We start from the raw sequence: 24,483 nt of genomic DNA, 5'->3' as shown, positions 1-24,483 counted from the left end.
TATTGTTGCAACGATGTGAGCGAAGGACAGCGAAGCTAAGCCCCGCCCCTACCCCCGCACCAGCCGCTTGTACAGCTGCACCAGCCGGGGCTGCGGCACGCCGAGCCAGAACAGCCCGGTTAGCAGCGCAAACACGCCCTGTAAACGGTAAATACCGTTACGGCGGTACTTGCGGGCCGAGGTGGTGATGTAGCCTGACAGCACCCGAAACGGCCCGTGTTGCCGCAGCCGACCCACAATTTCCTGATCTTCGAGCAGCTGCATTTGCTCGCGGTAGCCGCCCGCTTGCTTAAACACCGCCCGCTGCACAAACAGGCTCTGGTCGCCGTAGCGGATGCCGTTGAAATTGAACCGCGTAAACCAGGCGTTGGCGGCCAGAAACCAGTGCGGCTCGTCGAAGCTGAGGCGGTAGCAGCCAGCCGTGGCCCCAGCCGCCACGGCCTCGCGCAAATCGGGCAGCAACGTGGCGGGCGGCAGCGAATCGGCGTGCAGAAAATACAGGATTTGCCCGCGGGCGTGGGCGGCCCCGTAGTTGAGCTGGGCGGCCCGGCCCCGGCACGGGCACTGCACCACCCGAGCACCGTGGGCGGTGGCTTCGGTGGCCGTATCATCGAGGCTCCCCCCGTCGGCCACCACTATTTCCACGGCCGCATCGGGGCCGCTGATAGCCCGCAGGTGAAACAGCAGCCGGCCGATGTGGCCGCCTTCGTTGAAGGTGGGAATGATGATGCTAACGAACAGCGGCGGGGTAACGGGGCCGGAAGGCATGGATACGTATAGTGAGTAGGCGGGCGCAATCGGGCCTTAACATACGCAGTTGGCAGACAAGCGCTCAAGGCGCAGCTGTTTTCCCGTTACAGTCTCGCCTAACCTCTATTTCGACCCAAGCCACTCCCTGCTTCCTTGCTTCTACCCCAGACCCGAAGCCGATTCGCCAGGACCGGGGGTGGCGCTGCCCGGCGAATCCAAAGGCAGTGCCGGAGAGGAGGCGGCCGAACCGGATGCCGACAGCTCCCAGCTTTGCTGCATCTCATGCAAACCCGGCTGCGAAGTCAGGTCGTACTGGCAGGGCACGATGGATACATAATTGTTGGCCAGCGCATACTCATCCGTATCCTGACGCGGGTCCTCGTTCACAAACGAGCCGATAAGCCAGTAGTAGGGCCGCTTGTAGGGGTCGTGGCGCAGGTCGAACTCTTCCTGCCACTTGGCGCGGGCCTGGCGGCACAGCAAGGCGCCGGCAATGGGCTGGTCCGATTTCTTCGGAATGTTCACGTTCAGGGCCGTGCCGGCCGGAATACCGTGCTCTAGGGCCTGCCGGGCCAAGCGCTCCACCCATTCCTCGGCGTGCGAGAAGTCCGCGTCGTGGCCGTAGTCGCAGAGCGAGAAGCCAATGGCCGGCAGCCCCTCAATAGCGGCCTCAATAGCGGCCGACATGGTGCCCGAGTACAGCACATTCACGGCCGAGTTGGAGCCGTGGTTGATGCCCGATACCACCAGATCGGGGCGTCGGTCCTTGAGGACGTGGTGCTTGGCCAGTTTCACGCAGTCGGCGGGCGTGCCACTGCACTCGTAGGCTTCGATACCCTCAAAAATGGGGCTGGCATCTAGGCGCAACGGCTTACCAATGGTAATCGCGTGGCCCATGCCCGACTGAGGCGAGTTGGGCGCTACCACCACCACTTCGCCCAGCCGGCGCATTACGCGTACGAGCGTGGCAATACCGGGGGCCGTAATGCCGTCGTCGTTGGAAATAAGAATAAGCGGCTTGGCAGGGGCTGAAGTTGACACAGGAAACAGGCTCATGAGAATAAAAAGAAGTTGCCGGGCAAAGGTATGCCCCCCGGCAGACGTGCTTCTTAACGCCCCTCCCCGCCCGGATGTTTTACGGGACGGGCCACCACCGGCCGGCCTCCGCGCCGCAACAGGCTCAACCGTGGCGCCCGGCCCCATACCGGCTCTGCCACTTGGACAATGCTACAAATAATGTATTTTGCCACGCCTATATACGTTCCAGCCCTTGTGGCGGGCCGTTTTTGTCCTACTTTCTGCCCTGGCCCGCCTGCCCACCTGCTTATGGCTTTATTTGAAAATCGTTACCGCACGCATGATTTAGGCCTGCTGCTGCTACGTGTTGGCATTGGTTTTATGTTCACCGTGCATGGCTACCCCAAGCTCACGGGCGGCCCGGCCGCCTGGGCCGAACTCGGGGGTGTAATGAAGCTGGTGGGGCTCGATTTTGCACCCGCCTTCTGGGGCTTTCTGGCCGCGTTTGCTGAGGCTATCGGCGGCCAGCTGCTGGCGGTTGGCCTGTTCTTCCGCTGGACCTGCGCGCTGCTGCTCGGCACCATGATAATGGCTACCGTTATGCACCTGAGCAAGGGCGACGACTTCAGCGGCTACTCGCACGCACTCGAATCGGCCTTCCTTTTCCTGGGACTGGCTTTTACCGGCCCCGGCCGCTTCAGCCTCGATCAGGTACTGTTCCCGGCTGCCCGCCGGCTGTACTAAGGATTAAGGAGTAGCTAAACTGTAACCACATACTCTCTTTTGAGGATAAATTCCATGAGGATACATAGTATGAAAAATGCATTCATTGTATTGGCTTACTTGCTGATTTCTATTTCTTGCGTGGCACAAGAAAAGGCACAGCAAATATCAAATTCAGGTTTGCCAAAAGAGTTTTTTCGTCGCTGGAAATTAGATTATGGAACGGCAGACGGAAGTAAGATAGACCTCTCACAAGCCCCACACGATGAGTATGAGTTTAAGCAGAATGGTAAATACGTGCTCTATATTGAAGATGGCTCTTTACTAACTGGGACGTGGGAATATGACGAAAAAGAGAAGGCAGTCTATACAAAACGTGATGACGGAGAATTAAATGGGAGAATTATAAAGATAAAGCCGGGAAGTATAACGCTAGTCCCTGATGGCAAGGGTATCTCAGGAACAATGTTTGAGAACTTTAAATTTTATTATAAGCCGAACTAGAATCAAACTTTATCAATACGCTAGTTTCGCCTCATGCTCCTGCTTTCCCTGCTCTCCTTGCTGCTGACCACGCCCACCAGCCCGGATCCGGCCGACTGGCGCACGCCCTTCGAGCAGGGCAACGGTAACACCACCGCCACCTATGACGAGTGCATCGGCTACTACCAGCGGCTCGATGCGGCGTATCCCGAAATCCAGCTGCGCGAGGCGGGCACCACCGACAGCGGCCAGCCCCTGCACGTGGTAGTGGTTTCGGCCGATGGCGACATGGAGCCGGCCTCGCTGCGGGCCAAGGGCCGGCGCATTGTGTTTATCCAGAACGGCATCCACCCCGGCGAGCCCGAGGGCATTGACGCCAGCCTGATGCTGGCCCGCGACTACGTGCAGAAAAAGGCCCTGCACCGCCAGCTCGATGATGTGGTGCTGGTCATCATCCCGATTTACAATGTGGGCGGCGCGCTCAACCGCAACTCCAGCACCCGCACCAACCAGAACGGGCCCGAGAGCTACGGCTTCCGCGGCAACGCCCGCAACCTCGACCTCAACCGCGACTACATCAAGCAGGATTCGCGCAATGCCCGCTCGTTTGCGGCCCTGTTTCAGCGCTGGCAGCCCGATGTGTACGTGGACACCCACACCTCCAACGGCGCCGATTACCAGTACACGCTCACGCTCATCGCCACCCAGAAAGACAAGCTGCACCCTGCCCTGAGCCAGTACATGCAGCAGCAACTGCTGCCGGCCCTCTACGGCGGCATGGACAAGCAAAAGTGGTATCTGAGCCCCTACGTGGATTTTAACGGCCGCACGCCCGATGCCCGGGGCCTGGTGGGTTTCCTGGAGAGCCCGCGCTACTCCACCGGCTACACCACGCTGTTCAACACCATCGGCTTCGTTACGGAAACGCACATGCTGAAAGCTTACACGCCGCGGGTGCGCGCCACCTATGATTTTCTGAGCTTGCTGATTGGCACTGTGCAGCAGCAGAAGGCAGCGCTGGCAACGGCCCGCACCGAGGCCGCCCGCCTCAGCCAGCAGCAGCAGGAGTTTGCTCTTGGCTGGCGGCTCGATACCACCCAGGCCGAGCAGTTCACGTTCCGCGGCTACGAGGGCAAAACCAAACCCAGCGACGTGAGTGGCCAGCCCCGGCTATACTACGACCGGAAAGCGCCTTACACCAAATCCATCCCCTACTACAACACCTTTCGGCCCACGGCTACCGTGCAGCGCCCCCGCGCTTATGTGCTGCCTCAGGCCTGGGGCGAGGTGGCCGAGCGCCTGCGCCTCTCGGGCGTGCAACTGCGGCAGCTGTCGGCAGATACCGTTATCAACGGCGAAACCTACTATATCCAAGACTACAAAACCAGCCCCCGGCCCTACGAGGGCCACTACCTGCACTCGGGGGTGCAGTTGCGCCCGGTGCGCCAGCCCCGCCAGCTGCTACGCGGCGACTACTACATTTCCTTAAACCAGCCCGCCGCACGCTACCTCATCGAAACCCTGGAGCCCCAGGCCACCGACTCGTTTTTCGCCTGGGGTTTCTTCGACAGCATCTTGCAGCAAAAGGAGCACTTCTCCGACTACGTGTTCGAGGACCTGGCCGCCAACCTGCTCCGCCAGAAGCCCGAACTACAGGCCCAGCTCAACCAGAAAAAGCAGACCGACCCTGCCTTTGCCGCCAGTGGCCCCGCCCAGCTCGACTGGCTTTATCGTCAATCAGACCACTACGAACCCAGCCACCTGCGCTACCCCGTACTGCGGGTTTTGTAACGATTAACGCGGGGGAGGTTGGGTTAACCAATACTTCCGCTTTATACATTTTATTCACTTATCCTCAACGAGTTGGCATAGTTTACCAGGTAAGCCAGGTCGCGGGCCTCGGCATAGTTGAGGTTGTTGGTTTTGGCGTATTGGGCTAGTTGGCGGGCCTGCGCCCGGAAGTAGCTGGGCAGGTCTTTTTTGGGTGTACGCAACGGCAGCACGGTGCCGTCGGGCAAACCCAGGAAGAAGTTATCCTTGACTTCGGTGTAGTAGCCCATGGTACGGCCAGGCATACCATTGTAGCCACCATAGCCGTAGGGGCCGCCAGCTGTAATGGGCCGTTCTACCAGGCCCTCGCGGCGCAGCAGAATTATGGGGCCGCTACTAAGCTGCTCAAAAAAACCGGGGGCCTTAAAGTCGCTATAGTCATTGTCGCGGTTCCAGCGGTACACCCGGAACACACGCAGCAGGTTGGTATCGGCCCGCTCGCGGCGGCGCGGCGGCGGGGTGGCCCCAAACCCGGGGTTGCCCGAGTAGTAGCCCTGCCGCATGGCATAAAAATCGTCGTAGTACAGCCGCTCGCGGCTTTGGTCGTATTGCTCGCCGCGCACCGCGAAACTCTGCACGTTCACGGCGGGCAGCGTACGCACAGTGTTGTCGGCTAGCGTCATCGTCAGCGTTTCCTCGCCCCGGTGCAGCGCCAGCGGCCCGCTGATACTGTCGCCCGAGCTAAGCAGCACGCTGCCTTGGTTGAACTGCTGGGTAAAGCCCTGGCCGCCCCCACGCTGAGCTGCGGCCGCCAGCGGCAGTACCAACGTCAATAGAAGCGGATAAAGTAGGTTTCTCATATCCGGAAGTTAGCTGATTGCCCCCACATTCGCACGCTTCGTTACCTAGCCCTACGCGCCGGGCCCGGCCAGCAATGCTGACCGGGCCCGGCGGATAAGAAAGAAGACTTACTGAGGCTTACTGACCCGTAACACCGGGCACTTCGGCAACCGGGCTAGCAGCGCCGGTCTGGTGCAGAATGGTGTGGCCCAGCTTGTCGCGCTTGGTAGTGAGGTATTGCTGGTTGTGCTCGTTGGGCTCCACTTCAATAGCCACCGACTCGACCACCTCCAAGCCGTAACCGATAAGGCCGGTACGCTTGCGGGGGTTGTTGGAGAGCAGCCGCATCTGGCTGATGCCCAAATCGCGCAGAATCTGGGCGCCTACGCCGTAGTCGCGCTCATCCATGCCGAAGCCCAGCTCTAGGTTGGCCTCTACGGTGTCGCGGCCTTGCTCCTGGAGCTTGTAGGCCCGCAGCTTATTGAGCAGGCCAATGCCCCGGCCCTCCTGGTTCATGTACACGATAACGCCACGACCCTCGCGCTCAATCTGCTGCATGGCGCGGTGCAGCTGGGGGCCACAGTCGCAGCGGCACGAGCCGAAAATGTCGCCTGTTACGCAGGAGCTATGCACGCGCACGAGCACCGGCTCGGGGCCCGAAATATCCCCTTTTACCAGCGCCAGGTGCTGGGTGTTGTTGCTCTGCTGGGTGTAGGCAATTAGGTCGAAGTCGCCGAAATCGGTGGGCAGGCGCACCGAGATTTCGCGGGCAATCAGGCTTTCCTTTTCGAGGCGGTACGTGATGAGGTCCTGTACCGAAATCAGCTTCAGGTTCCACTTGTCGGCAATTTCGCGCAGCTCGGGCAGGCGGGCCATTTCGCCGTCCTCCTTCAAAATTTCCACCAGCACCCCAGCCGGCTCGAAACCTGCTAAGCGGGCCAGGTCTACGGCTGCCTCGGTGTGGCCGGCGCGGCGAAGCACGCCTTCTTTGCGGGCCTTGAGCGGGAAAATGTGGCCTGGCTTACCCAGCTCCTCGGGCTTGGTTTCGGGGTCGATGAGGGCCAGAATGGTCTTGGAGCGGTCGGAAGCAGAAATGCCGGTCGTCACGCCGTTCTTAAGCAAATCGACGCTTACCGTGAAGGCCGTGGCATGCAGGGCCGTGTTGTTGCCCACCATTAAATCGAGGCCCAGTTCTTCGCAGCGGGTTTCGGGCAACGAGGCGCACACGAGGCCCCGGCCGTGGGTAGCCATGAAGTTGATGACTTCGGGCGTGGCGCAACGGGCGGCACAGATAAAGTCGCCCTCGTTCTCTCGGTCTTCGTCATCAACCACCACTACTACCTTACCGGCGCGGATATCGGCAATGGCGTCTTCAATCAAGTCAAGCATGGATCACGGATTAGCGCGGATTTTTTTTCGGATTTCCCGGATTCGGTGGCGCCCTTCGGACTACCAAGGGGCTGCCGTACAACCAACCGGGCCGGGCAAAGTTACGAATCCGGAACTGGCAGCCGTCCCTGAATTGGTGTAGGACGGCTTCAGTAGTACTACGTTTCTGGGCCGGGCCGCCAGAAGGATGCGTTGAACAGGTACTTCAAGGCCTCGTAACGCCAGTGCTAACGGCGAGCGGGGGCAAGCCCCGCCCCTACAGCGTTCCGACTGATTTACCTCGCAACTCGGATTAAGTTATCAAGAAAGCAACCCGTTATGCTGAGCTTGCCGAAGCACCTCACCGCTTGCCCTGAAACCGGGCGGTAGGCTCCCAAACGGCCGTTCTGATGCCGCGCAGGTAGCGCCAGAAACCCAGCAGCAGCGCCGCGTTCATAGAGTAGAAGTGACTGATGAAGCGCAGCAGCCGCAGATGAATGCCCACGCGGTGCAAAACGGCATCGAGCAGCGGCAGTAGTAGCGCGCCCAGCTGCCCGGCCAGCAGCAGCTGGTACAACCAGCCGCCGCCCCTCGCCACCAGCAGCGCGCAACTTAGCAGCATAAGCAGCAGCAGCAGTGGCGTAAGCCAGCGCAGCACCTTGTGCGACCAGTAGGCGAAGCCTACACCCCGCCACGGCGGCCACAGCAAGCTCCGAAAGGCTACCAGATTCTGGAAGTTGCCGGCCGAAATGCGGGCTTTGCGCCGGAACTCCTCGGGCAGCTGGTCCGACACGTCTTCGTGGCACACGGCGGCCAGCTCGTTGATGGCCTGGTAGCCACTCTGGAGCACGGCCATCGAGATGAAGAAGTCGTCGACGATGAAGCCGCGCGGGGCCGGGTGGTAGCAGGCGCGGCGCACCGCAAAGCAGCCCCCAAACGCCCCGATCATGCTGCCCCACACTATGCCTTCCTGGTACTTAATCAGGTTTTCGCGCTCCAGATACGCCTTCTCCTGGCCCGAAATACCTTCCCGGCGGTGGTCGGGGTTGAGGATGTGGCCGCCTACCAGGCCCATGGCCGGGTTGCGGAAGTGCTTCACCAATTCATAGAGCGTGTCGGGCGTGAAAAACACGTTGGCATCGGTGAGCACCAGCACCGGCGCAGTAGCTTCCTCCGATAGCACTTCCATCACGCCGGGCTTGCCGGTACGCTGCTCCAGCGGCCGGAACTTCAGGCCCGGATATTCGGCGGCTAGTTGGGTAATGAGGGCGTTGGTGCGGTCGGAGGAGTTGTCGGAGCCGATGTAGAGCGTGAGCTTGTCCAGCGGGTAGGTAGTGGCGAAAGTCGAGCGGATTTTCTCCTCGATTACCTGCTCCTCATTGTACACGGCCAGCAGCACATCCACGGCCGGCAGCTCCCAACTAGCGGGGGCGTATACCTCGGCATTTTGCCGGCCGCCGCGGGCCAAGCGGGCCAGCAGCAGCGGGTACAGCACATAGGTGTGGGCTACCAGCAGCAGGCTGACCCAAAAACAGGCCGCCGCCAGCGCGTCAGGTAGTGGCGGCACGGGCGGGCAGCAGAATGGTGTACAAATCGAGGAAGCTCTCCACTACCCGGGCATTGTCGTAGCGGCGGGCAATGGTGCGGGCGGCCTCCTGCCCGATGGCGGCGGCGGGCAGCTCGGCGTGGTAATAACGGCCCAGCTGCGCCAGCCACTCAGCCGCCGAATCGGCCACTACAATATCGAAACCGGGCTTTACGTGAATGCCTTCGGCTCCGAGCGTGGTGCTAAGAATGCATTTGCCCAGCGCCATGCCCTCAATGATTTTGATGCGCATGCCGCCCCCGCTCAGCAGCGGCACCAGCATCAGCTCGTACTGCTGCATAAATGCGGCCGCTGACTCGACGAAACCGTGCACCGTGACGCCGGGTAGCCGCAGCTGCCGGAACCGCTCGGGCATGTTTTTGCCGCCTATATGGAGCTGCAACTCCGGAAATTGCCGCCGGGCCTCGGGCCAGACCTCGCGCAGCAGCCAGTCGAGCCCCTCCTGGTTGGGCAGCCAGTCAAACGAGCCCAGCATGCACAGCGTACGGGGCCGGGGCCGGATGGCCGGGTCGGGCCGAAAGCGGCTCAGTTCGACACCAGCCGGCACGAACACCACCGGCTCGGAGCAGCCCAGCCGGCGCAGGCGCTGCTGGTCGGGCTCGGTAATGGCGGCCACGGCATCGAAGCGGGGCAACACCAGCTGCTCGAAGCGCCGCAGCCGGCCGGCCAGCTGGCGCAGATACCACTTTTTGAGCGGGTTGCGGGTTTTGTCAGCCAGCATCTGCCAGATGGTGTGCTCCACGTTGTGGGCCCGCAACACCACCGGCACCGTGGGGGCCAGCCGCTTGAGCGCCTCCACGTACCAGGCCACAAAGGTCCCCTCCACCTGCACCACATCAAACTTCTCGCGGGCCAGCAAGTCGGCTAGTTGCGCCTCCACGGCCGGGCTCACAAACCGCTCTACATTATAGGGCAGCGCGCTGGAAAGCAGGTTTTGCAGGGCGTTGCGCGGCGAAAGCCGGGTATCCACGTTCACCGTCAGCAGACGTACGTTGGCGCCCAGGTGGTCGAGCACGGTATCGGGCTGGTGGTGCTTGGGGGTGTTGAGGGCCAGCACCGTTACGCGGTGGCCAGCGCGGGCCAGGCCGGCGGCCACGTCGTACATGGCAATGGCCCCGCCATCGGTGGGCGGAAACGGAACGCGCGGGCAGATTTGGAGGATGTGCACGAGGAAAGCGGCAGCTTAAAGGGCTCCGCGAAGATACAGCATCAGTTGGCAGTTGTCGGGGACGTCATTCAGAGCGCAGCGAAGAATCTCGGGTGCCAAGTTAATCCCATCATCAGTTAGTGTGGCACGCGCGATTCTTCGCTGCGCTCTGAATGACGTTCCTAACAACTACCATTACATCTGCTGGAACGCGTCGATCAGGCGCATAATTTGCTCCTCGGTGCCCAGAAACAGCAGCACGTCGCCGGGGCCGGGCACCAGGTCGGCGGGGGGGCTGATGGTAAACTCGCCCGACTGGTGGCGCAGGCCGATAACGGTGGCGCCGGTGCGCGAGCGCACGTCGAGCTGGCGGATGCTCTGGCTCTGCAGCTCGGGCCGCAGCTCTTCGGCGCGCATTTCTTCCAGCCGCAGCCGGTGCGGCCCCAGGCCCGAAATCATATCCAGAAACCGGATGACCTCGGGGCGCATGATGAGGTTGGCCATGTGCGAGCCCCCGATTTCATCGGGCATCACCACCGAATTGGCCCCGGCCCGCAGCAGCTTGGTTTCGGAGCTTTTGAGGCTGGCGCGGGCCACGATGTTGATGCTGGGGGCCAGCTCGCGGGCCGTGAGGGCCACAAACACGTTGTCGGCGTCTTTGGGCAGGGCCGTAATAAGGGCGCGGGCCCGCTCGATGCCGGCCGCCCGCAACGACTCGTCGAGCGTGGCGTCGCCGCGCACGATGGCCACCGGGCCGTACTCCTCGGTCGAGGCCTTGCTCAGTACGTCTTCGTCCTGCTCCACCACCACTACATCGGCCCCGCTGGCGCGCAGTTCCAGGTAAGCTTTGCGGCCGTTGCGGCCGAAGCCGCATACAATCACATGGTCGGAGTACTGGCGGATTTGCTGGTCGTTTTTAAGCATAGTAAACATCGTGCGCAGGCCGCCGTCGAAGATGTACGTGCTCAGCACCGACAGCAGGTAGGCCAGAATCAGCAGGTTGAAGAAAATGTACACCGACACGAACAGCCGGCCCGCCGCCGACAGCGGATGCACCTCCTGGTAGCCCACCGTCGAAACGGTAATCATGGTCATGTACAGCGCATCGAGAAACGAGAAGTTCTCAATCCACATAAACCCCACAATACCAATAGCTAAAGCACTAACCGTGAGCACCAAAGCCCCCACAAAGCGACCAAGCTTGAAGCGCCGCCACACGTTGCGCACGTACTGCTGCAGGCCGGAGCGCGGGGGCTGAACGATGGGGGGCATTTTGTTGGTAAGCGGTTAGCTGGCAGTCGTTGACTTTTCGGGCTGTGCGTAGCGGGCTACTATATGGGGCCGCAAGAACGGCAGGCGGGCGCGCAATGGCAAGGCTGGAAGGCCGGTAGCGCGACTATAACGCGAAGCTTCCGCTTCGTGCTATGGCCGTTCTGCTTTGCGCTAGAGGCTCAGGCGCGGGATAACAGTGCCCAGCAGGCCAGCCAGTTGGTTGTCCATCTGCTTGAGCAGGTGAATGGTTTGCAGGTTTTCCATCATTTCGGCCTCGTCGGTTGGGTGGCGCAGGGCTTCAAGGCGCACGGCCAGCTCGCGCTCCACATTCACTTTATTGAGGCGCAGAATGGCGTTGTCGCAGGCCGGCTGCAGCACATCCAGCTCGCGGGGCACGTAAATCTGGTGGGTGGTCCAGTTGGGGCTCAGCTCGTACTTCTCGGTGGCCAGCTCGGCCACCACGCTCCGGATATCGGCCCGGCCGTGCTGGATGAGGGTGCGCACTTCGGGCCAGCGGCCCTGGTTAAGCTCCTCACGGCACAGGTGCAGCATATCGGCGTAAATGCCGGTTTTGAACGTCGTATCGTCGAGTTGTTCCAGCAGGTACTGGGCCACGCTCACCTCGGGCGCCAGCGGCTGGGCCGAGTACAGCAGCAGCAGGCGCACCACCTCCCGCTCGCAACGCTCCAGAATGTCGGGCACGGGCTCCAGCTCCTCAGTAGCATCACTGCCGCCGGCCAAATCGTCGGGCGAGGCGCCGTACATGAGGGCTTCGGCCTCTTCTTCGGGGCTGAGTTGGCGGCTGGGGCGGAGCGACTGGTTGCGGGTTTCGGGCTGGAAACCGGCTCCGCTCCCACTGCTGCCGGTGCTAGTGCCGCCGTTGCTGGTGCCGGGTTTGGCGGTGGGCTGCCGGGCCAGCTTGTTGTATTCGCTGATGATGACCTGCTCGTCGATACCGAACGTCTGCGAGGTCTGCTGCAGAAACACCTGCCGCTTAATCGGGTCGGGCACCTTGGCAATACTCTGGAGCACCTCGCGGATGGCCTCGGCCTTCTTCACCGGGTCGTGGGCGGCCTCGCGGCTCACGAGGTCGGTTTTGAACTGGATGAAGTCCTGGCTGGCCGTTTCGAGGTAATCCTTAAAGCGCTGGTCGCCGACTTTACGGATGTAGCTGTCGGGGTCGTCGCCGTCCGGAAACAGTACCACGCGCACGTTCAGGCCGCCTTCGAGCAGCATATCAATGCCGCGCAGCGAGGCCCGGATACCGGCGGCGTCGCCGTCGTAGAGCACCGTCACGTTGTCGGTGTAGCGCTTCACGAGCCGGATCTGCCCGTCGGTGAGGGAGGTACCGGAAGTGGACACCACGTTCTTCACGCCGCCCTGGTGCAGGCTCAGCACATCGAGGTAGCCTTCCACCAGATAGCACTGCTCCTCGCTCCGGACCGCCTGCCGGGCCTGGTAGAGGCCGTACAGCACGTCGGATTTATGGTAAATCTCCGATTCGGGCGAGTTGAGGTACTTGGCCGTTTTGTCGTGGGGCTTGAGTGTGCGTGCCCCAAAGCCAATCACGCGGCCTGATACGTTGTGGATCGGGAACATCACGCGGCCCCGAAACCGGTCGTAGCGCCGGCCGGTATCCTGGCCGTTGTCGTCCTCTTTCACTACGACGAGGCCGGTTTTCTCTAGGTATTTCTGCTCGTAGCCCGCGGCCGTAGCCGATTTAAGCAGGTTGTCCCACTGGTCGAGCGAATAGCCCAGCTCGAAGGTGCTGATGGTAGTCTGGTTGAGGCCACGCTGGCGCAGGTAGCTCCAGCCCACGCTCTGGCCCTCGTCGTCGTGCTCCAGCAGCCGGTGGTAGTGGTCTTTGGCCCAGTTGGACACGATGAACTGGGAGTCCTTTTCGTTCTGAGCCAGCTGCTGCTCGGGGGTCTTCTCTTCCTCCTGAACATCGATGCCGTACTTTTTGGCCAGGTACTTCAGGGCCTCCACGTAGCTGGTGCCCTCGATGTCCATGATGAACTGCACCACCCCGCCGGCCTTGCCACAGCCGAAGCACTTGTAGAGCCCTTTGGCCGGAGCCACCGAAAAGCTCGGCGACTTCTCGTGGTGAAACGGGCAGCAGGCCCACATATTCTGGCCCTTCTTCTTGAGGCTCACAAAGTCGCCCACCACCTCCACAATATCGGCGTGGTGAATAATCTGGTCGACGGTTTCTTTAGGGATGCGGGCCATAGCGGCAAAGGTAGCACACCCCGGCGCCGCCCCAACCCCTCTTATGCAGCAGAAGTTGGGGCGGGGCGGCTAAAAATTCCGGCTGGCCGTAGTTTCGGGGATGATGACCACGTAATCGTAGCCCAAAATGGTGGCTTCCAGTTCTGCGTTGCTAACCGTGAGCTTGTCCCGAAGCAGTGCCCGGCGCAGGGGACGAAGGTCGAATACCTGCCAGGCGGCGCCGGCCGGGGTAGCGGCCACAAAGGGACTCTGCGGGTCGGCGGAGTAGGGCGCCACGTTTTTCGCAAAATCGTCAGGATCAAAGCCCCCAACCTGGGTACCCTGCTTACCAATGATGAAGATGTGCAACGACTTCTGGTCGTGAACATCCGCCAGGTTCAGGGCCATATTACCTACGTCATAGTAGTCGCCCAGTACACTAATGCCCCGGCCCGCGTGCACGGCTCCAAACTTGAACAACATGGGCGGCAGCGGTTGGCCGGTGGGTTGGTAGGGCTGGAGCTCAGTCAGCAGATTGCGCTTCATCAGGCCGACGCGCATGGCATGGCTGCGCACGCCGCTCACGCTAAAGAGCCGGTAGATTTCCGCGCTGGCCGCAAAATCCTCCACCATCTGCCGCGCTACCGGGCTCTCGCGACGCGTGAGCAGGCGCAGACTGTCGAGGGCGGAGGGACGTTGCACGAACAGGCTGTACTGACCGGTGTCGCCTTTCATAATCGCCCGGTCCTGCGCCTGGTAAGCAGCGGCGCGGCCCAACAGGTAGGCACGGGTTCGCCGGTTTTTCACCTGGTCGGCCAGCGTCCCGAAGAAGGTGCCGGTGGCGGTCAGGCTCACTTGGTCGATACCCACGATGGCCGCGCGCTGGGCCCGTAGTGTACGCGCCAGCTCGAACTCCTCGGCCCAGCTATAAAATGATAACCCATTGGGATGCTGCCGCATAAACGCCGTAGGCAGGCCCGGCTGGTCAGCCATTCGGCTCAGGTAGCGGGCTTGGTACTTGTCGATTTCGGCCACGTACACTTTGGGTTTCAGCACGGCAGCCACGGCAGCCGTAAACTGTGGAACCTGGGCCATGCCGTGACCTTCGCCAATCAGCACCAGCGTGCTTTGCTGAATATCCTGCTGCAGCTTCTCCCAGCCCGGACCCGAAAACTGATTGCCATTCTGCACCAGGTCGTACTGGTATTTATGCACCAAGCGGGTCAGAGTGCTGTCTTGGGCCTGCGCCTGGGTACTGAGCAGGCCGGCCAGCGCAGCGCAGGCGGCCAGGCGCAGCCGGCGGCGAGCGGCTGGAGAAGAAACAAGGCCGAACAGGATATGGGAGGAGCGCAACATTGGCGAAGAAATAGTTGGTGAGCGGTAGATTCTGGAACAAAGAAATTGCAGAGCTTTGGCTGCCCGAAGTTTCTTCGACCAAGTTGCGGCCCCACACCACCAAATGGCCCGTTGTCCTCCCGCTTTTCGATGCCCGCCCCAACTTTAGCCTCCCTGCGCCCCCGGTTCCAGCTGAGCACCGCCGCCGCGGCTGGGCTGCTGCAGCTGGGGCTTTGGGTGGTGATGCTGGGTTTCTACTTCGCCTGGAACAACCGGCCCAACTTCAGCTTTTCCGGCCCGATCTGGCCACTGGTGCTGTTGCAGATGGGCTTTGCCGTGCTGCTGTTTAATGCCCTGGTCTACCTTATTATCCCGCATTGGCTGCTGCGTGGGCACTACGGCCGGGCGCTGCTGGGGGCGGTGGGGCTGCTGTACGCCTTCCAGCTATGGGCCTATACCTGCGCCCGGCTGGCCCTGGCCTTCTTGCCCCTCGATGCGGTGATGCGGCGCACCCTGCATGCCTTTTACGTGGCCGATTTCTGGACCATGCTCCTCAGCCCATTCGGCCAGCTGCAGGTGCTGATGGGGATGCTGGCCGTCTTCCTCTTTCCAGTGCTCATCAGTTTTCTGGCCTATACGCTGGTAGTCGAGCGCCGCCGCCTGCACCTGGAGCGCCATCACCTGGCCCTGGAGCTGGGCTTCCTGAAGTCGCAGATCAACCCGCAGTTTTTGTTTCATACGCTCGGCAGCCTGCTCCGGCTCACCCAGACCCGCGACGCCCGGGCCCCCGATGTGGTGCTGCATCTGGCCGACCTGATGCGCTACACGCTCTATGAAACCGACGCCGAGCGGGTGCCGCTGGCCCGGGAGCTGGAGTTTCTGGAAGACTACCTGGCCCTGGAACGCCTGCGCCGCCCCGCCACCGTCGAAATAGCGCACACAGTATCGGGCGAGGCTACCACCCAGCAGCTGGCACCGCTACTGCTGCACCCATTTCTGGAGCGCCTATTCGCCCCCCTCGACGACAACGACGACGACATCTTGCCCGAACAGCCGGCCCGTTTCACCAGCCACGTGCAGGCAAATGCGGCGGCCGTTGGCCTCATTCTCACCCGCACCTCTGCCGCCGCCCGCCCGCCAAGCTACCGCACCGAGCCTGCCGTGGCGGCCGCCCTGCGCCGGTTGGCGCTGCAGTATCCGGGCCGCCATACGGCACACATCAGCGAGGCGGCGCATACGTTGCGGGTTGAAATTCACATTGAGTTAGCATAATGAAACAGCTGCTTGCCTTCCCGAAGCGGCTGGGGTCGCGCCTAACGGCCCGGCTGCCCCCAGCAACGGCACGGCTGTTGCGCCATGCGCTGCTGTGGGGGCTTTTTGCCGGGTTTCAATACCTGGTTTTTTCGGAGTGGCAACTGGGGGCGCTGGTTACCTGGGGCTTCGTGCTCACCAACACCGGAGCGGCGGTGGCGGGATTCTACTTCTTTTCGGTGGTGGTGCTGCCGCGCTGGGTGTTGCGAGGGCGCTGGGTGCTCACGCTGGCGGGCCTGGCGGGCATCTACTACCTGTGGGCCCTGCTCTCGTTCGCCTATTTCAGCTGGCTCGCAAGCCGGGCTCTCGTGACGGCGGACTTGCACGATTACGTGTCCCGGGTGCTCGACTACGGCCTCTGGGGTGGCGTGTTTTCCTGGCGAGCCGTGAGCATGGGCCTGAGCGACTTTGTGGTGACGGTGTTGCCGCCCATTCTGCTGCGCTTTGTTGTGTTTCTGCTGCGCAGCAGCAACCGCAGCCTGCGCCTGGAGCGAGAAAATCTGAATCTGGAAGTCAACTTTCTCAAGGCCCAGATCAACCCGCACTTTCTGTTTAATACCCTCAACAACCTGTATTTGCTGGTAGTGAAGCAGGACGTGCGCGCCCCCCTGATGGTGGAGCATCTCACCCACCTGATGCACTACACGGTGCACGAGTCGGACGCGGCGCTGGTGCCGCTGGACCGGGAAATCGGGTTTCTGGAGGCTTATCTGGAGCTGGAGCGGCTGCGTTACGGCCCCAAAGTCAACATTAGCTACGGGCAAACCGGCCTGGTAGCCGGCCACCACATCACGCCACTACTGCTGTTTCCGTTCGTCGAAAACGCCTTTAAACACGGCGTCGATAGCAGCCTGGAAGAGTCGTGGGTGAAGATTGAGCTGACGGCCGCCGATGGTTGGCTGTACTTTGCGGTGCGCAACAGCTGCAGCCCGGCCGCGCCCCGGCGCGAGGTGGGCGGCGTGGGCCTGGCCAATGTACGCAAGCGCCTGGCCCTGCACCACGCCCCCGCCGACTATGAGCTGACTATCAGCCAACAGCCCGAAACATACACTTACGCTGTGGCCCTACGGCTACGGTTGCAACCCGCCGAGGTAGCCCCAGCCCGTGCGGCCAGCCGCCTCTCGCCCCTTCCCTATTCATGATCAACTGCCTGATAATCGACGACGAGCCGTTTGCCCGCGAGCTGCTGGAAAGCTACGTGGTTCAGCTGCCCCAACTGCACCTGGCGGCTAGCTGCGAGCACGTGTTCGAAGCCCTGGAAGTGCTTCAGCGCCAGCGCATCGACCTGCTGTTTTCCGACATCAACATGCCTCAGGTCAACGGCCTGGAGTTCATCCGGTCTTTGCAAAACCCACCCTACGTTATCTTCATTACGGCATCACCCCACCATGCCCTCGAAGGCTACGAGCTCGACGCCCTCGATTACGTGGTGAAACCCGTGAGTTTACCGCGCTTTATGAAGGCCGTGAACAAGGCCCAAGTGGTGCTCTCAGGCCGGCCGGCCGCGCCAACGGTGGCCGCCCCGGAGTACCTGTTCGTGAAGGAAGGGCACGCCCTGCGCCGGGTGCTGTTTGCGGAAATCGACTACATCGAGGGGCTAAAGGACTATATCAAAATCGTGCTCAAGGACCAGATGATCATCACCTATCTGCGCATGAGTCGGGTAGAGGACCAGCTGCCGGCCGACCGTTTCGTCCGCATCCAGAAGTCCTATATTGTGCGCCTCGACGCCATCCGGGCCATCAGCGGCAACGAGGTTGAACTCTACGACCGATCCGAAAGCCTTCCCATCGGCAAGCAGTACAAGGAGGCGTTGCTGGCCCGTTTCGGGTTGTAGAGACGCAACATGTTGCGTCTTGTCGTTGCTGACTTTGCTTATGCTGGCTGTTCTGTACCGCCGTCCAACGACGAGACGCAAAATATTGCATCTCTACGCCGTAATAGCTTCCAAAATTTGGATAGTAGTAAAAGCGCTGATCCGGCCGCATCGGCCTGCTCCAGCCAACGGCCCGGTTTCCGGGTTATCTTTGCACTTCGTTACCTACTTGCAGCAACCCTATGGCCATCATCACCAAAGAAGCCGTTCTAAAAGCCCTTAGCTACGTTGAGGAGCCCGATTTGGGCCAGGACCTCGTCACGCTCAACATGATTGAGGACGTACAGATTGAGGGCCAGCGCGTATCGTTCACCGTCGTGCTCACCACGCCCGCCTGCCCGCTCAAGCAGCTCATCCACGACGCCTGCGAGCGAGCCATCCATACGATGGTCGATGCCGAAGCCGAAGTAGTTATTGTGATGACTTCGCGGGTGACGACTATGCGCCAGAACCGCGACATTCTGCCCGGCGTGAAGAACATTATTGCCGTGGCCTCGGGCAAGGGCGGCGTAGGCAAAAGCACCGTAACGGCCAACTTGGCCATTGCTTTGGCCCAATCGGGCGCCCGGGTGGGTCTTATTGATGCCGATATTTCGGGCCCCAGCATGCCGCTCATGTTCGGGCAGGAAAGCGCCCGGCCGCACGTGTTTCAGGGCGAAGATGGCAAGAACCGCATCCAGCCCATTGAGGCCCACGGCGTGAAACTGATGAGCATTGGCTTTCTGGCTCCCGCCGAGTCGGCTATAGTGTGGCGCGGCCCGATGGCGTCGTCGGCCCTCAAGCAGTTCATTACGGAGGTGGATTGGGGCGAGCTGGACTACTTGCTGCTTGACATGCCCCCCGGAACGTCCGACATTCACCTGACCATGGTGCAGACCGTGCCCGTAACCGGCGCCGTCATCGTAACCACGCCCCAGAAAGTGGCGCTGGCCGATGCCGAAAAGGGTTTGCAGATGTTCCGGCTGCCGCAAATCAACGTGCCCATCCTCGGCGTAATCGAGAACATGGCCTGGTTTACGCCCGCCGAGCTGCCCGACAACAAGTACTTCCTCTTCGGCCAGGGCGGTGGTCAAGCGCTGGCCGACAAGCACGAGCTGCCGCTGCTGGGCCAGATTCCGCTGGTGCAGAGCATCCGCGAAAACGGCGACCAGGGCACGCCCGTCATTCTGCAGAAAGACTCGCCGGCCGCCACCGTGTTCGGCCAGTTGGCCGAGGAAGTGGCCCGGCAGGTAAGCATCCGCAACGCTGTGGCTCCAAAAACCAATATTGTGGAAATGAACAGGTAGGCTTATCCAGGCTGCTTCTTTTAGAGGCTGCTAACGTTTGCGCTGCGGTAGCCGGGTTGTTCGTTGAATAAACCGGCTACCGCAGCGTTTTTTCTGGGCTTCCGGTCAGAAAATCCGACAGAACGCCAATCTTTGCGCCTATGAAAGTTCTGCTGCCTGTTCTGCTCGCGCTGTCCTGCACCGCTGCCCTCGCCCAAACGCCGCCCCCCGCCGACCTCGCCATTCCGCGCCTTATTCAGGAGCGCCAGCTGCTGGTGAGCCAGTACGAAGCTGCCAACGGGCAGCGCAACGCCTTTCTAGCCAATAAGCCCAGCAAAAAAGACCTCCAGGAAGTGGTGGAGGCACTTAAAGGCATCATCCGCAAAGACACTGAGCTGATTCAGGCCGTACAGGAAGCAACCCTGCGCCAGACGGCCGCCGTGGTGGCCGAAAATCAGCAGGTCAAGCAGCAGGTCAACGTAGCCCAAACCGACCGTAGCAGCACTCAGCAACGCTTCTACGACCTGCAAAACCAGATTACCAACCTCCAGGAGCGCGACCGGCAGCGCGATAAAAAGCTGCGCGACCTGCAAGCCACCGCCGACGCCGCCACCGGCGCCCGCACCAGCCGCGAACTGCTGGCTGTGGCCTTGGCCCTGCTCGCCGCCGGCCTGCTGTTCTACGTGCTCAAACTGCGCGGCCAGCTCTCAGCCCAGCCAGCCCGGCGGAAGTAGCTGTCAGTCGTCAGTTGTCAGGCAGAACGTCATTCAAAGCGCAGCGAAGAATCTCGCGTGCTGATGTTGCAACGGTATAATAACGGCTTCAAGCGAGATTCTTCGTTGTGCTCTGAATGACGTTCTACCTGACAACCAATAACTAACAACTCACTCCTTCACCAGCTTTTCGGCCCGGAATACATCGTCGGCGGCTTGCAGCAGCTTGGCACGGAGCTGGGGATTATAGCTGGGGTGGGCCGTAAGGAAGTCGCGGACGGTGCGGGGCGCGGTGGGCGTTTGGTAGCTCCCGAGGGTGGATTGAAGCCAGGAATAGGGAAAAAATATGTCGCCGGTCTGCTGGATTTCTTCCAGCAGCGCCAGACTCTGGGGCAGGTATTTTTCGGACGTGGCGGCCCGCAGCGGGTGGTGCAGGTAGCCCAGCGCGGCCGTTACCCAGGCTTCCTTTTCGCGGTTCTTTTCATCAGAAAGCGAGGCAAAAAAGGCGTCGCGGGTAGCCACATCAGGCGCGAGGGCGGGCAGCATAAACTCCATGCGCTTGCGGCGGTCGGGGTTTTGGATGCGGGTGAGCTGACGGGCCAGAATGGGCGCGGGGGCCGGGTAGTCGCGCACGGCCAGCGCCAGGGCCAAGCTGGTGTAGTCGTCCTCGGTCAGCTTAACGCCCGCGGGGGCCTGCTGGGTGTCCCAGATGCGGTAGAGACGCGCCTGCGCCGCCTGACTCAGGGCCACCGACTGATAGGCTTTGAACAGCAGCTTCTTGGAATTGGGCGCGGGGTTTTGCGCCAGCGCGACCCACAGGTCCTTTTCCAAATTCGGCCCCACGGCCTGCCGCTGAGCGGGCGTGAGAAACTGCCAGAACACGGCGCTGGCCTGGCCCGTGAGCAGTTTCAGGTTCAGCTCTTCGGGTTCGCGGGTGAGGGCCCGGCGGTAGGTCGTGAGCAATTCAAGCGGCTTAACGACTTCGCCACGGAGCATGTTTTCGTAGAGGTTAACGTAGCTGGCGGCCCGTGCCACGGGGTCTTTCAGCCCAGTAAGCGCGGGCAGCACTTGCGGAGCCGCCGGAAACACGCCGTAGCCCAGGCCCGTCGAGTTGAACAGGATATACGCGGGGGCCGGCTCACCTACGGCGGCCGGCACCGGCACTTCGCGGGCGTTCTGGTTCACCGTCAGCTCGCGGGTACGGCCATTGGGATATACCAGTAGCACCTCGAACAGCTGGGGCCAGAGGCGGTCGGAGCCGTCTTCGGCCTGCTGGCTGAGCGTGAGGCGGCTGATTTTTCCGGCGCTGGTTTGCAGGTCATAGTTGAACACCGGACGGCCGGGCTGGTTCACCCAAACCTGGTTCCAGGCCTGTAAATCGGCCGGCGTACGCTCGTCCAAAATTTTGATAAGGTCGGGCCAGGTGGCGTTGCCGTGGGCGTACTGCTTCAGGTAGGCGCGCAGGCCGTCGCGGAAGGGCTCCTCCCCCATCAGCCGCTCCAGCTGGCGCATCATAATGGGCGCTTTGTGGTAGATGATGCCCCCGTAAAGCGAACCCGCGTCGCTCAGGTTATCCAGGTTCTGGCGGATGGGGTTGGCCCCGGTGGTGCGGTCGACGCCGTAGGCGGCCGGGAAGTGGTCGATGACAAATTTGAGGTCGTAGTTCGACTCGGGCAGGGCCACCTGCGTGATTTTATCGGCCATGAAGTTAGCAAACACCTCCTTCATCCACACGTCATTGAACCACTGCATTGTCACGAGGTCGCCGAACCACATGTGGGCCGTTTCGTGGGAAATGAGGTTGGAGCGGGCGATTTTCTGGTCCTGGGTCGCGCCCTCATCCAGAAACAGCGAACTGGCTTTGTAATCAATAGCCCCCACGTGCTCCATGCCGCCGTACTGGAAATCGGGCAGGGCCACGAAATCGAACTTCTGAAACGGATATGGGATGCCGGTATAGTCCTCCAGAAAGCGGAGGGCGTCAGCATGAATCTGGAAGATGGGGTCCAGGCTCAGGGCCAGCTTGCTCTTATCGGTTTCGCGGTGCAGCAGCTGCATCGGGCGGCCCGCCATGGTGCGGGTCAGGGGCGTAAACCGGCCTGCCGCAAATGAGAACAGGTAGGTACTGATTGTATCGGAGGGCGCGAAGCGGTAAGTTTTGCGGCCGTTAGTGCGGGTCGAGTCCGTCAGGCGGCCGTTGGCCAGCGCCTGCCAGGTGTCGGGCACGGTCAGGCTCAGGGTGAAGGCGGCCTTCAGGTTGGGCTGGTCGAACACCGGAAACACGGTGCGGGCGCGGTCGGGCACGAGCAGGGTGTAGAGGTAGTCGGCGTTGCGGTTGAGGCTCTGGTCGCCGGCCGTGAAATCAATTTCCACCACATTGGGGCCGGTTTGCAGGCGGGCAGCCGGAAGCACCAAGTGTTCATCGTGGTAGTCGAGAGGCACCGGCTGGCCGTTCACGCGCAACGTGTGCAGGTTGGCGGTGGGCGCTTTGAAATCTAGTTGCAGGGGCTGGCTGGCATCGATAAGGCGGAAGCGGATGGTTTCGGTGGCCGCGATAGGCGCGGCCTTGTCGGCGGGCACATTCAGGCTAAGCTCGTAGCCCAGGCCCGATACCCGGGCGACCCGGTCATCGGCCAGCGCCCGGCTTACGCCCGCCACCACGGGCACCGCCGGGGCAGCGTTTTGGGCAGCGTTTGAGGCGGCCGTGCCGGGAGTAGCTACCGGCGTCAGCGGAGCACGGACACAGGCAGCCATCAGTAGGGGCAGCGAAAGCAATGGGTAAACGGCGCGCGAAAGGGCGGGAAAAGTCATGCAGGCAAGGCGAGGAACGTTAAGAGGACCAAGATACAGCCGTTTGGCAGCTACGGCGCGAACTTTAGTTTGTAGCCCGACACTTGCCCGGGCCACTCGGGGACTACAAACTAAAGTTCGCGCCGTAGCTGCCCCAGACCTATCTTGCCCAGCCATGCCCGATTCGTCCCGCCTGCCCGCTGCCCTACCCCCGCGCCTTTACCCGCTCGGCGAAACGGCCGTAGTGCTGGAATTCGGCGCCGTTATCAGCGAGGCCACCAACGCCACCATTCAGGCCGTAGCCAAGTACCTGCTGGCCCACCCGTTTGAGGGGCTAGTGGAACTGGTGCCGGCCTTCACCACCCTCACCGTATTCTACGACCCCTGGCAGGTATGCACGGCCGGGGGCGGCTCGCCGTTTGAGGCTGTGGCCGCCCATCTGCGCAACCAGCTGGCGCAGCTGCCCGCCATCGGGGCTAGTAGGGAAACCGGACCAGCCGTAGAAATTCCAGTGTGCTACGGCGGTGAGTTCGGACCTGATTTAGCGATGGTGGCCCGGCACTGCGGCCTGAGCGAGGCCGACGTAGTGGCCCGCCACGCGGGGGCCGAATACCAGGTGCATTTCATCGGATTCGCACCGGGCTTTCCGTACCTAGGCGGCCTGCCCACCGAACTGGCCACGCCCCGGCGCGCCAGCCCCCGGCCCCAGGTGCCGGCCGGGGCGGTGGGCATTGCCGGTGCCCAGACCGGTATCTACTCGCTGCCCACGCCGGGCGGCTGGCAGCTGATTGGGCGCACTCCGGAGCGGTTGTTCCGGCCTGAAGCGGCCAACCCCAGCCTGTTGCGGGCGGGGCAACAGCTACGGTTCATGCCTATCACGGCGGAGCAGTTCCGCCACTGGCCCGCCGCCCGATGAGCCTGCACATCGGGCGCCCCGGCCTGCTCACCACCATTCAGGACGCCGGCCGGCCCGGCTACCGGCAGGCGGGCGTGAGCGTAGGGGGGCCTGTTGATCCCCGGGCCCTACGGGTAGCCAACGCGCTGGTAGGCAACGCGCCCGGCACGGCGGCACTCGAAATCACCCTGCTCGGGCCTACCATCCGCTTTAGTACCGACCACCTGCTGGCCCTCACCGGCGCCGACCTCAGCGCCACGCTCAACGGTCAGCCGCTGCCACTGAACCGGGCCGTAGCCGTGCGAGCCGGCACCGAACTAAGCTTCGGCCGGCCCAAAGCGGGCTGCCGGGCCTACTTGGCCGTGGCCGGCGGGCTGGCCGTGCCGACGGTACTGGGCAGCCGGGGCACCTACCTGGCGGCCGGCATCGGCGGGTTGGCGGGCCGGGCGTTGCGGGCCGATGATGTGCTGCCCGTAGCCGCTCCCGGCGCCGTGCGCCAGCGCCAGCTGCTGCTGGCCCGCTCGCCCCAACTGCCCAGGGTGGCCGCCTCTTGGTTTGCCGACCCGGCCCTGACACCCCGACCCGAAGTCGCGCCTCTACTGCGGGCGGTGCCGGGCCCCGAATACGGGCAGTTTACGGCGGCCAGCCAGCGGGCTTTCTGGGCCGAGGAATTTCGGGTAACGCCGGCCTCCAACCGCATGGGCAGCCGGCTGGCGGGCCCGGCCCTGCTCCGCTCCGCCTATGCGCCCGAGCTGCTCTCGGCGGCCGTTACATTCGGCACGGTACAGGTGCCGCCGGGGGGCCAGCCCATCGTGCTGCTGGCCGACCACCAGACCACCGGCGGCTACCCCCGCCTGGCCCTGGTAGCCGCCACCGACTGGTCCCGACTGGCTCAGGTCCCCCCGGGCGGCGTCCTGCGGTTCCAGGAAATCAGCCTGCCCGAAGCCCAGCAACTGTACATGGAGCAGGAGCAACAGCTCCGGCAGCTGGAACGGGCCGTGGCGCTGCGGCCGATGTAGGGGCGGGGCTTCGCTTCGCTGTCCTTCGGGTGTCCCCGCCCGCCGTTGAACGCAACCAAACGCCACCGTTCAACGAAACCAAGCGCCGCTGT

20 protein-coding genes are annotated in these 24,483 nt (G+C 62.3%); 10 read left to right on the top strand and 10 right to left on the bottom strand.

Going from position 1 to position 24,483, the window contains the following annotated elements:
- Positions 1-48 precede the first annotated feature (48 nt).
- Complete coding sequence (locus HW556_RS05875) at positions 49-768, bottom strand: TIGR04283 family arsenosugar biosynthesis glycosyltransferase (protein WP_176898892.1); 720 nt, start codon at positions 766-768, stop codon at positions 49-51.
- 141 nt (positions 769-909) lie between these two features.
- Positions 910-1,806: a 5'/3'-nucleotidase SurE gene (gene surE, locus HW556_RS05870; protein ID WP_176898891.1), complete on the bottom strand. Its 897-nt coding sequence runs from the start codon at positions 1,804-1,806 to the stop codon at positions 910-912.
- 270 nt (positions 1,807-2,076) lie between these two features.
- Here surE and HW556_RS05865 point away from each other — a divergent pair, with 270 nt between their 5' ends.
- The 3 genes from HW556_RS05865 to HW556_RS05855 all read left to right on the top strand — a co-directional run bounded on the left by HW556_RS05865 (position 2,077) and on the right by HW556_RS05855 (position 4,764).
- A complete protein-coding gene (locus HW556_RS05865) occupies positions 2,077-2,511 on the top strand; it encodes a DoxX family protein (RefSeq protein WP_176898890.1) in 435 nt (144 codons plus the stop codon).
- Positions 2,512-2,580: 69 nt separating this feature from the next.
- Positions 2,581-2,994 carry a hypothetical protein gene (locus HW556_RS05860; protein WP_176898889.1) on the top strand — a complete coding sequence of 138 codons (414 nt, stop codon included), beginning with the start codon at positions 2,581-2,583 and terminating at the stop codon, positions 2,992-2,994.
- Positions 2,995-3,027: 33 nt separating this feature from the next.
- On the top strand, positions 3,028-4,764 hold the full coding sequence (locus HW556_RS05855) for a M14 family metallopeptidase (RefSeq protein ID WP_176898886.1): 1,737 nt from the start codon (positions 3,028-3,030) through the stop codon (positions 4,762-4,764).
- Positions 4,765-4,814: 50 nt separating this feature from the next.
- On the opposite strand, the gene HW556_RS05850 is transcribed toward HW556_RS05855, so the two are convergent.
- From HW556_RS05850 to HW556_RS05820, 7 genes are all read right to left on the bottom strand, one after another.
- Positions 4,815-5,603, bottom strand: a complete 789-nt coding sequence (locus HW556_RS05850) for a hypothetical protein (RefSeq protein ID WP_176898885.1) — start codon at positions 5,601-5,603, stop codon at positions 4,815-4,817.
- A gap of 118 nt (positions 5,604-5,721) precedes the next feature.
- On the bottom strand, positions 5,722-6,972 hold the full coding sequence (locus HW556_RS05845; protein WP_176898883.1) for a bifunctional 3,4-dihydroxy-2-butanone-4-phosphate synthase/GTP cyclohydrolase II: 1,251 nt from the start codon (positions 6,970-6,972) through the stop codon (positions 5,722-5,724).
- Between the two features lie 340 nt (positions 6,973-7,312).
- Complete coding sequence (locus HW556_RS05840; RefSeq protein WP_176898882.1) at positions 7,313-8,518, bottom strand: glycosyltransferase; 1,206 nt, start codon at positions 8,516-8,518, stop codon at positions 7,313-7,315.
- Positions 8,502-9,725, bottom strand: coding sequence for a glycosyltransferase family 4 protein (locus HW556_RS18905; protein WP_176898880.1), 1,224 nt, complete (start codon positions 9,723-9,725; stop codon positions 8,502-8,504). Before HW556_RS18905 ends, HW556_RS05840 begins: the two co-directional genes overlap by 17 nt.
- A 174-nt stretch (positions 9,726-9,899) precedes the next feature.
- Complete coding sequence (locus tag HW556_RS05830) at positions 9,900-10,976, bottom strand: potassium channel family protein (protein ID WP_218136876.1); 1,077 nt, start codon at positions 10,974-10,976, stop codon at positions 9,900-9,902.
- 171 nt (positions 10,977-11,147) lie between these two features.
- Positions 11,148-13,208 carry a DNA primase gene (gene dnaG, locus HW556_RS05825; RefSeq protein ID WP_176898878.1) on the bottom strand — a complete coding sequence of 687 codons (2,061 nt, stop codon included), beginning with the start codon at positions 13,206-13,208 and terminating at the stop codon, positions 11,148-11,150.
- A 69-nt stretch (positions 13,209-13,277) separates the two neighbouring features.
- On the bottom strand, positions 13,278-14,543 hold the full coding sequence (locus HW556_RS05820; RefSeq protein WP_176898876.1) for a hypothetical protein: 1,266 nt from the start codon (positions 14,541-14,543) through the stop codon (positions 13,278-13,280).
- Positions 14,544-14,672: 129 nt separating this feature from the next.
- Between HW556_RS05820 and HW556_RS05815 the strand changes: the two genes are divergently transcribed.
- The 5 genes from HW556_RS05815 to HW556_RS05795 all read left to right on the top strand — a co-directional run bounded on the left by HW556_RS05815 (position 14,673) and on the right by HW556_RS05795 (position 19,708).
- Entirely contained in the window at positions 14,673-15,794 is a 1,122-nt protein-coding gene (locus HW556_RS05815; protein WP_176898873.1) for a sensor histidine kinase, read from the top strand.
- Positions 15,794-16,975, top strand: coding sequence for a sensor histidine kinase (locus tag HW556_RS05810; RefSeq protein WP_176898871.1), 1,182 nt, complete (start codon positions 15,794-15,796; stop codon positions 16,973-16,975). The genes HW556_RS05815 and HW556_RS05810 overlap by 1 nt, the downstream gene beginning before the upstream one ends.
- Positions 16,972-17,670: a LytR/AlgR family response regulator transcription factor gene (locus tag HW556_RS05805; protein WP_176898868.1), complete on the top strand. Its 699-nt coding sequence runs from the start codon at positions 16,972-16,974 to the stop codon at positions 17,668-17,670. Before HW556_RS05810 ends, HW556_RS05805 begins: the two co-directional genes overlap by 4 nt.
- A 221-nt stretch (positions 17,671-17,891) precedes the next feature.
- On the top strand, positions 17,892-18,995 hold the full coding sequence (locus HW556_RS05800; protein ID WP_176898866.1) for an Mrp/NBP35 family ATP-binding protein: 1,104 nt from the start codon (positions 17,892-17,894) through the stop codon (positions 18,993-18,995).
- A gap of 140 nt (positions 18,996-19,135) precedes the next feature.
- Positions 19,136-19,708, top strand: coding sequence for a hypothetical protein (locus tag HW556_RS05795; RefSeq protein WP_176898864.1), 573 nt, complete (start codon positions 19,136-19,138; stop codon positions 19,706-19,708).
- A 150-nt stretch (positions 19,709-19,858) separates the two neighbouring features.
- Here HW556_RS05795 and HW556_RS05790 read toward each other — a convergent pair whose 3' ends face one another.
- Entirely contained in the window at positions 19,859-22,498 is a 2,640-nt protein-coding gene (locus tag HW556_RS05790) for a M1 family aminopeptidase (protein ID WP_246289536.1), read from the bottom strand.
- A gap of 154 nt (positions 22,499-22,652) precedes the next feature.
- On the opposite strand from HW556_RS05790, the gene pxpB reads away from it, so the two are divergent.
- Both pxpB and HW556_RS05780 read left to right on the top strand, forming a co-directional pair.
- Positions 22,653-23,393 (top strand): 5-oxoprolinase subunit PxpB, encoded by a 741-nt coding sequence (gene pxpB / locus HW556_RS05785; protein WP_176898862.1) that lies wholly within the window; start codon positions 22,653-22,655, stop codon positions 23,391-23,393.
- The gene (locus HW556_RS05780) at positions 23,390-24,391 is read left to right on the top strand and encodes a 5-oxoprolinase subunit C family protein (RefSeq protein WP_176898860.1); all 1,002 of its coding nucleotides are present in this window, start codon (positions 23,390-23,392) and stop codon (positions 24,389-24,391) included. The genes pxpB and HW556_RS05780 overlap by 4 nt, the downstream gene beginning before the upstream one ends.
- Positions 24,392-24,483 lie beyond the last annotated feature (92 nt).

This window comes from Hymenobacter terrestris (assembly GCF_013377905.1).
Lineage (GTDB): Bacteria > Bacteroidota > Bacteroidia > Cytophagales > Hymenobacteraceae > Hymenobacter > Hymenobacter terrestris.
Note: the sequence above shows the minus strand (reverse complement) of the source record. Positions and strands in the feature narration are given on the sequence as shown.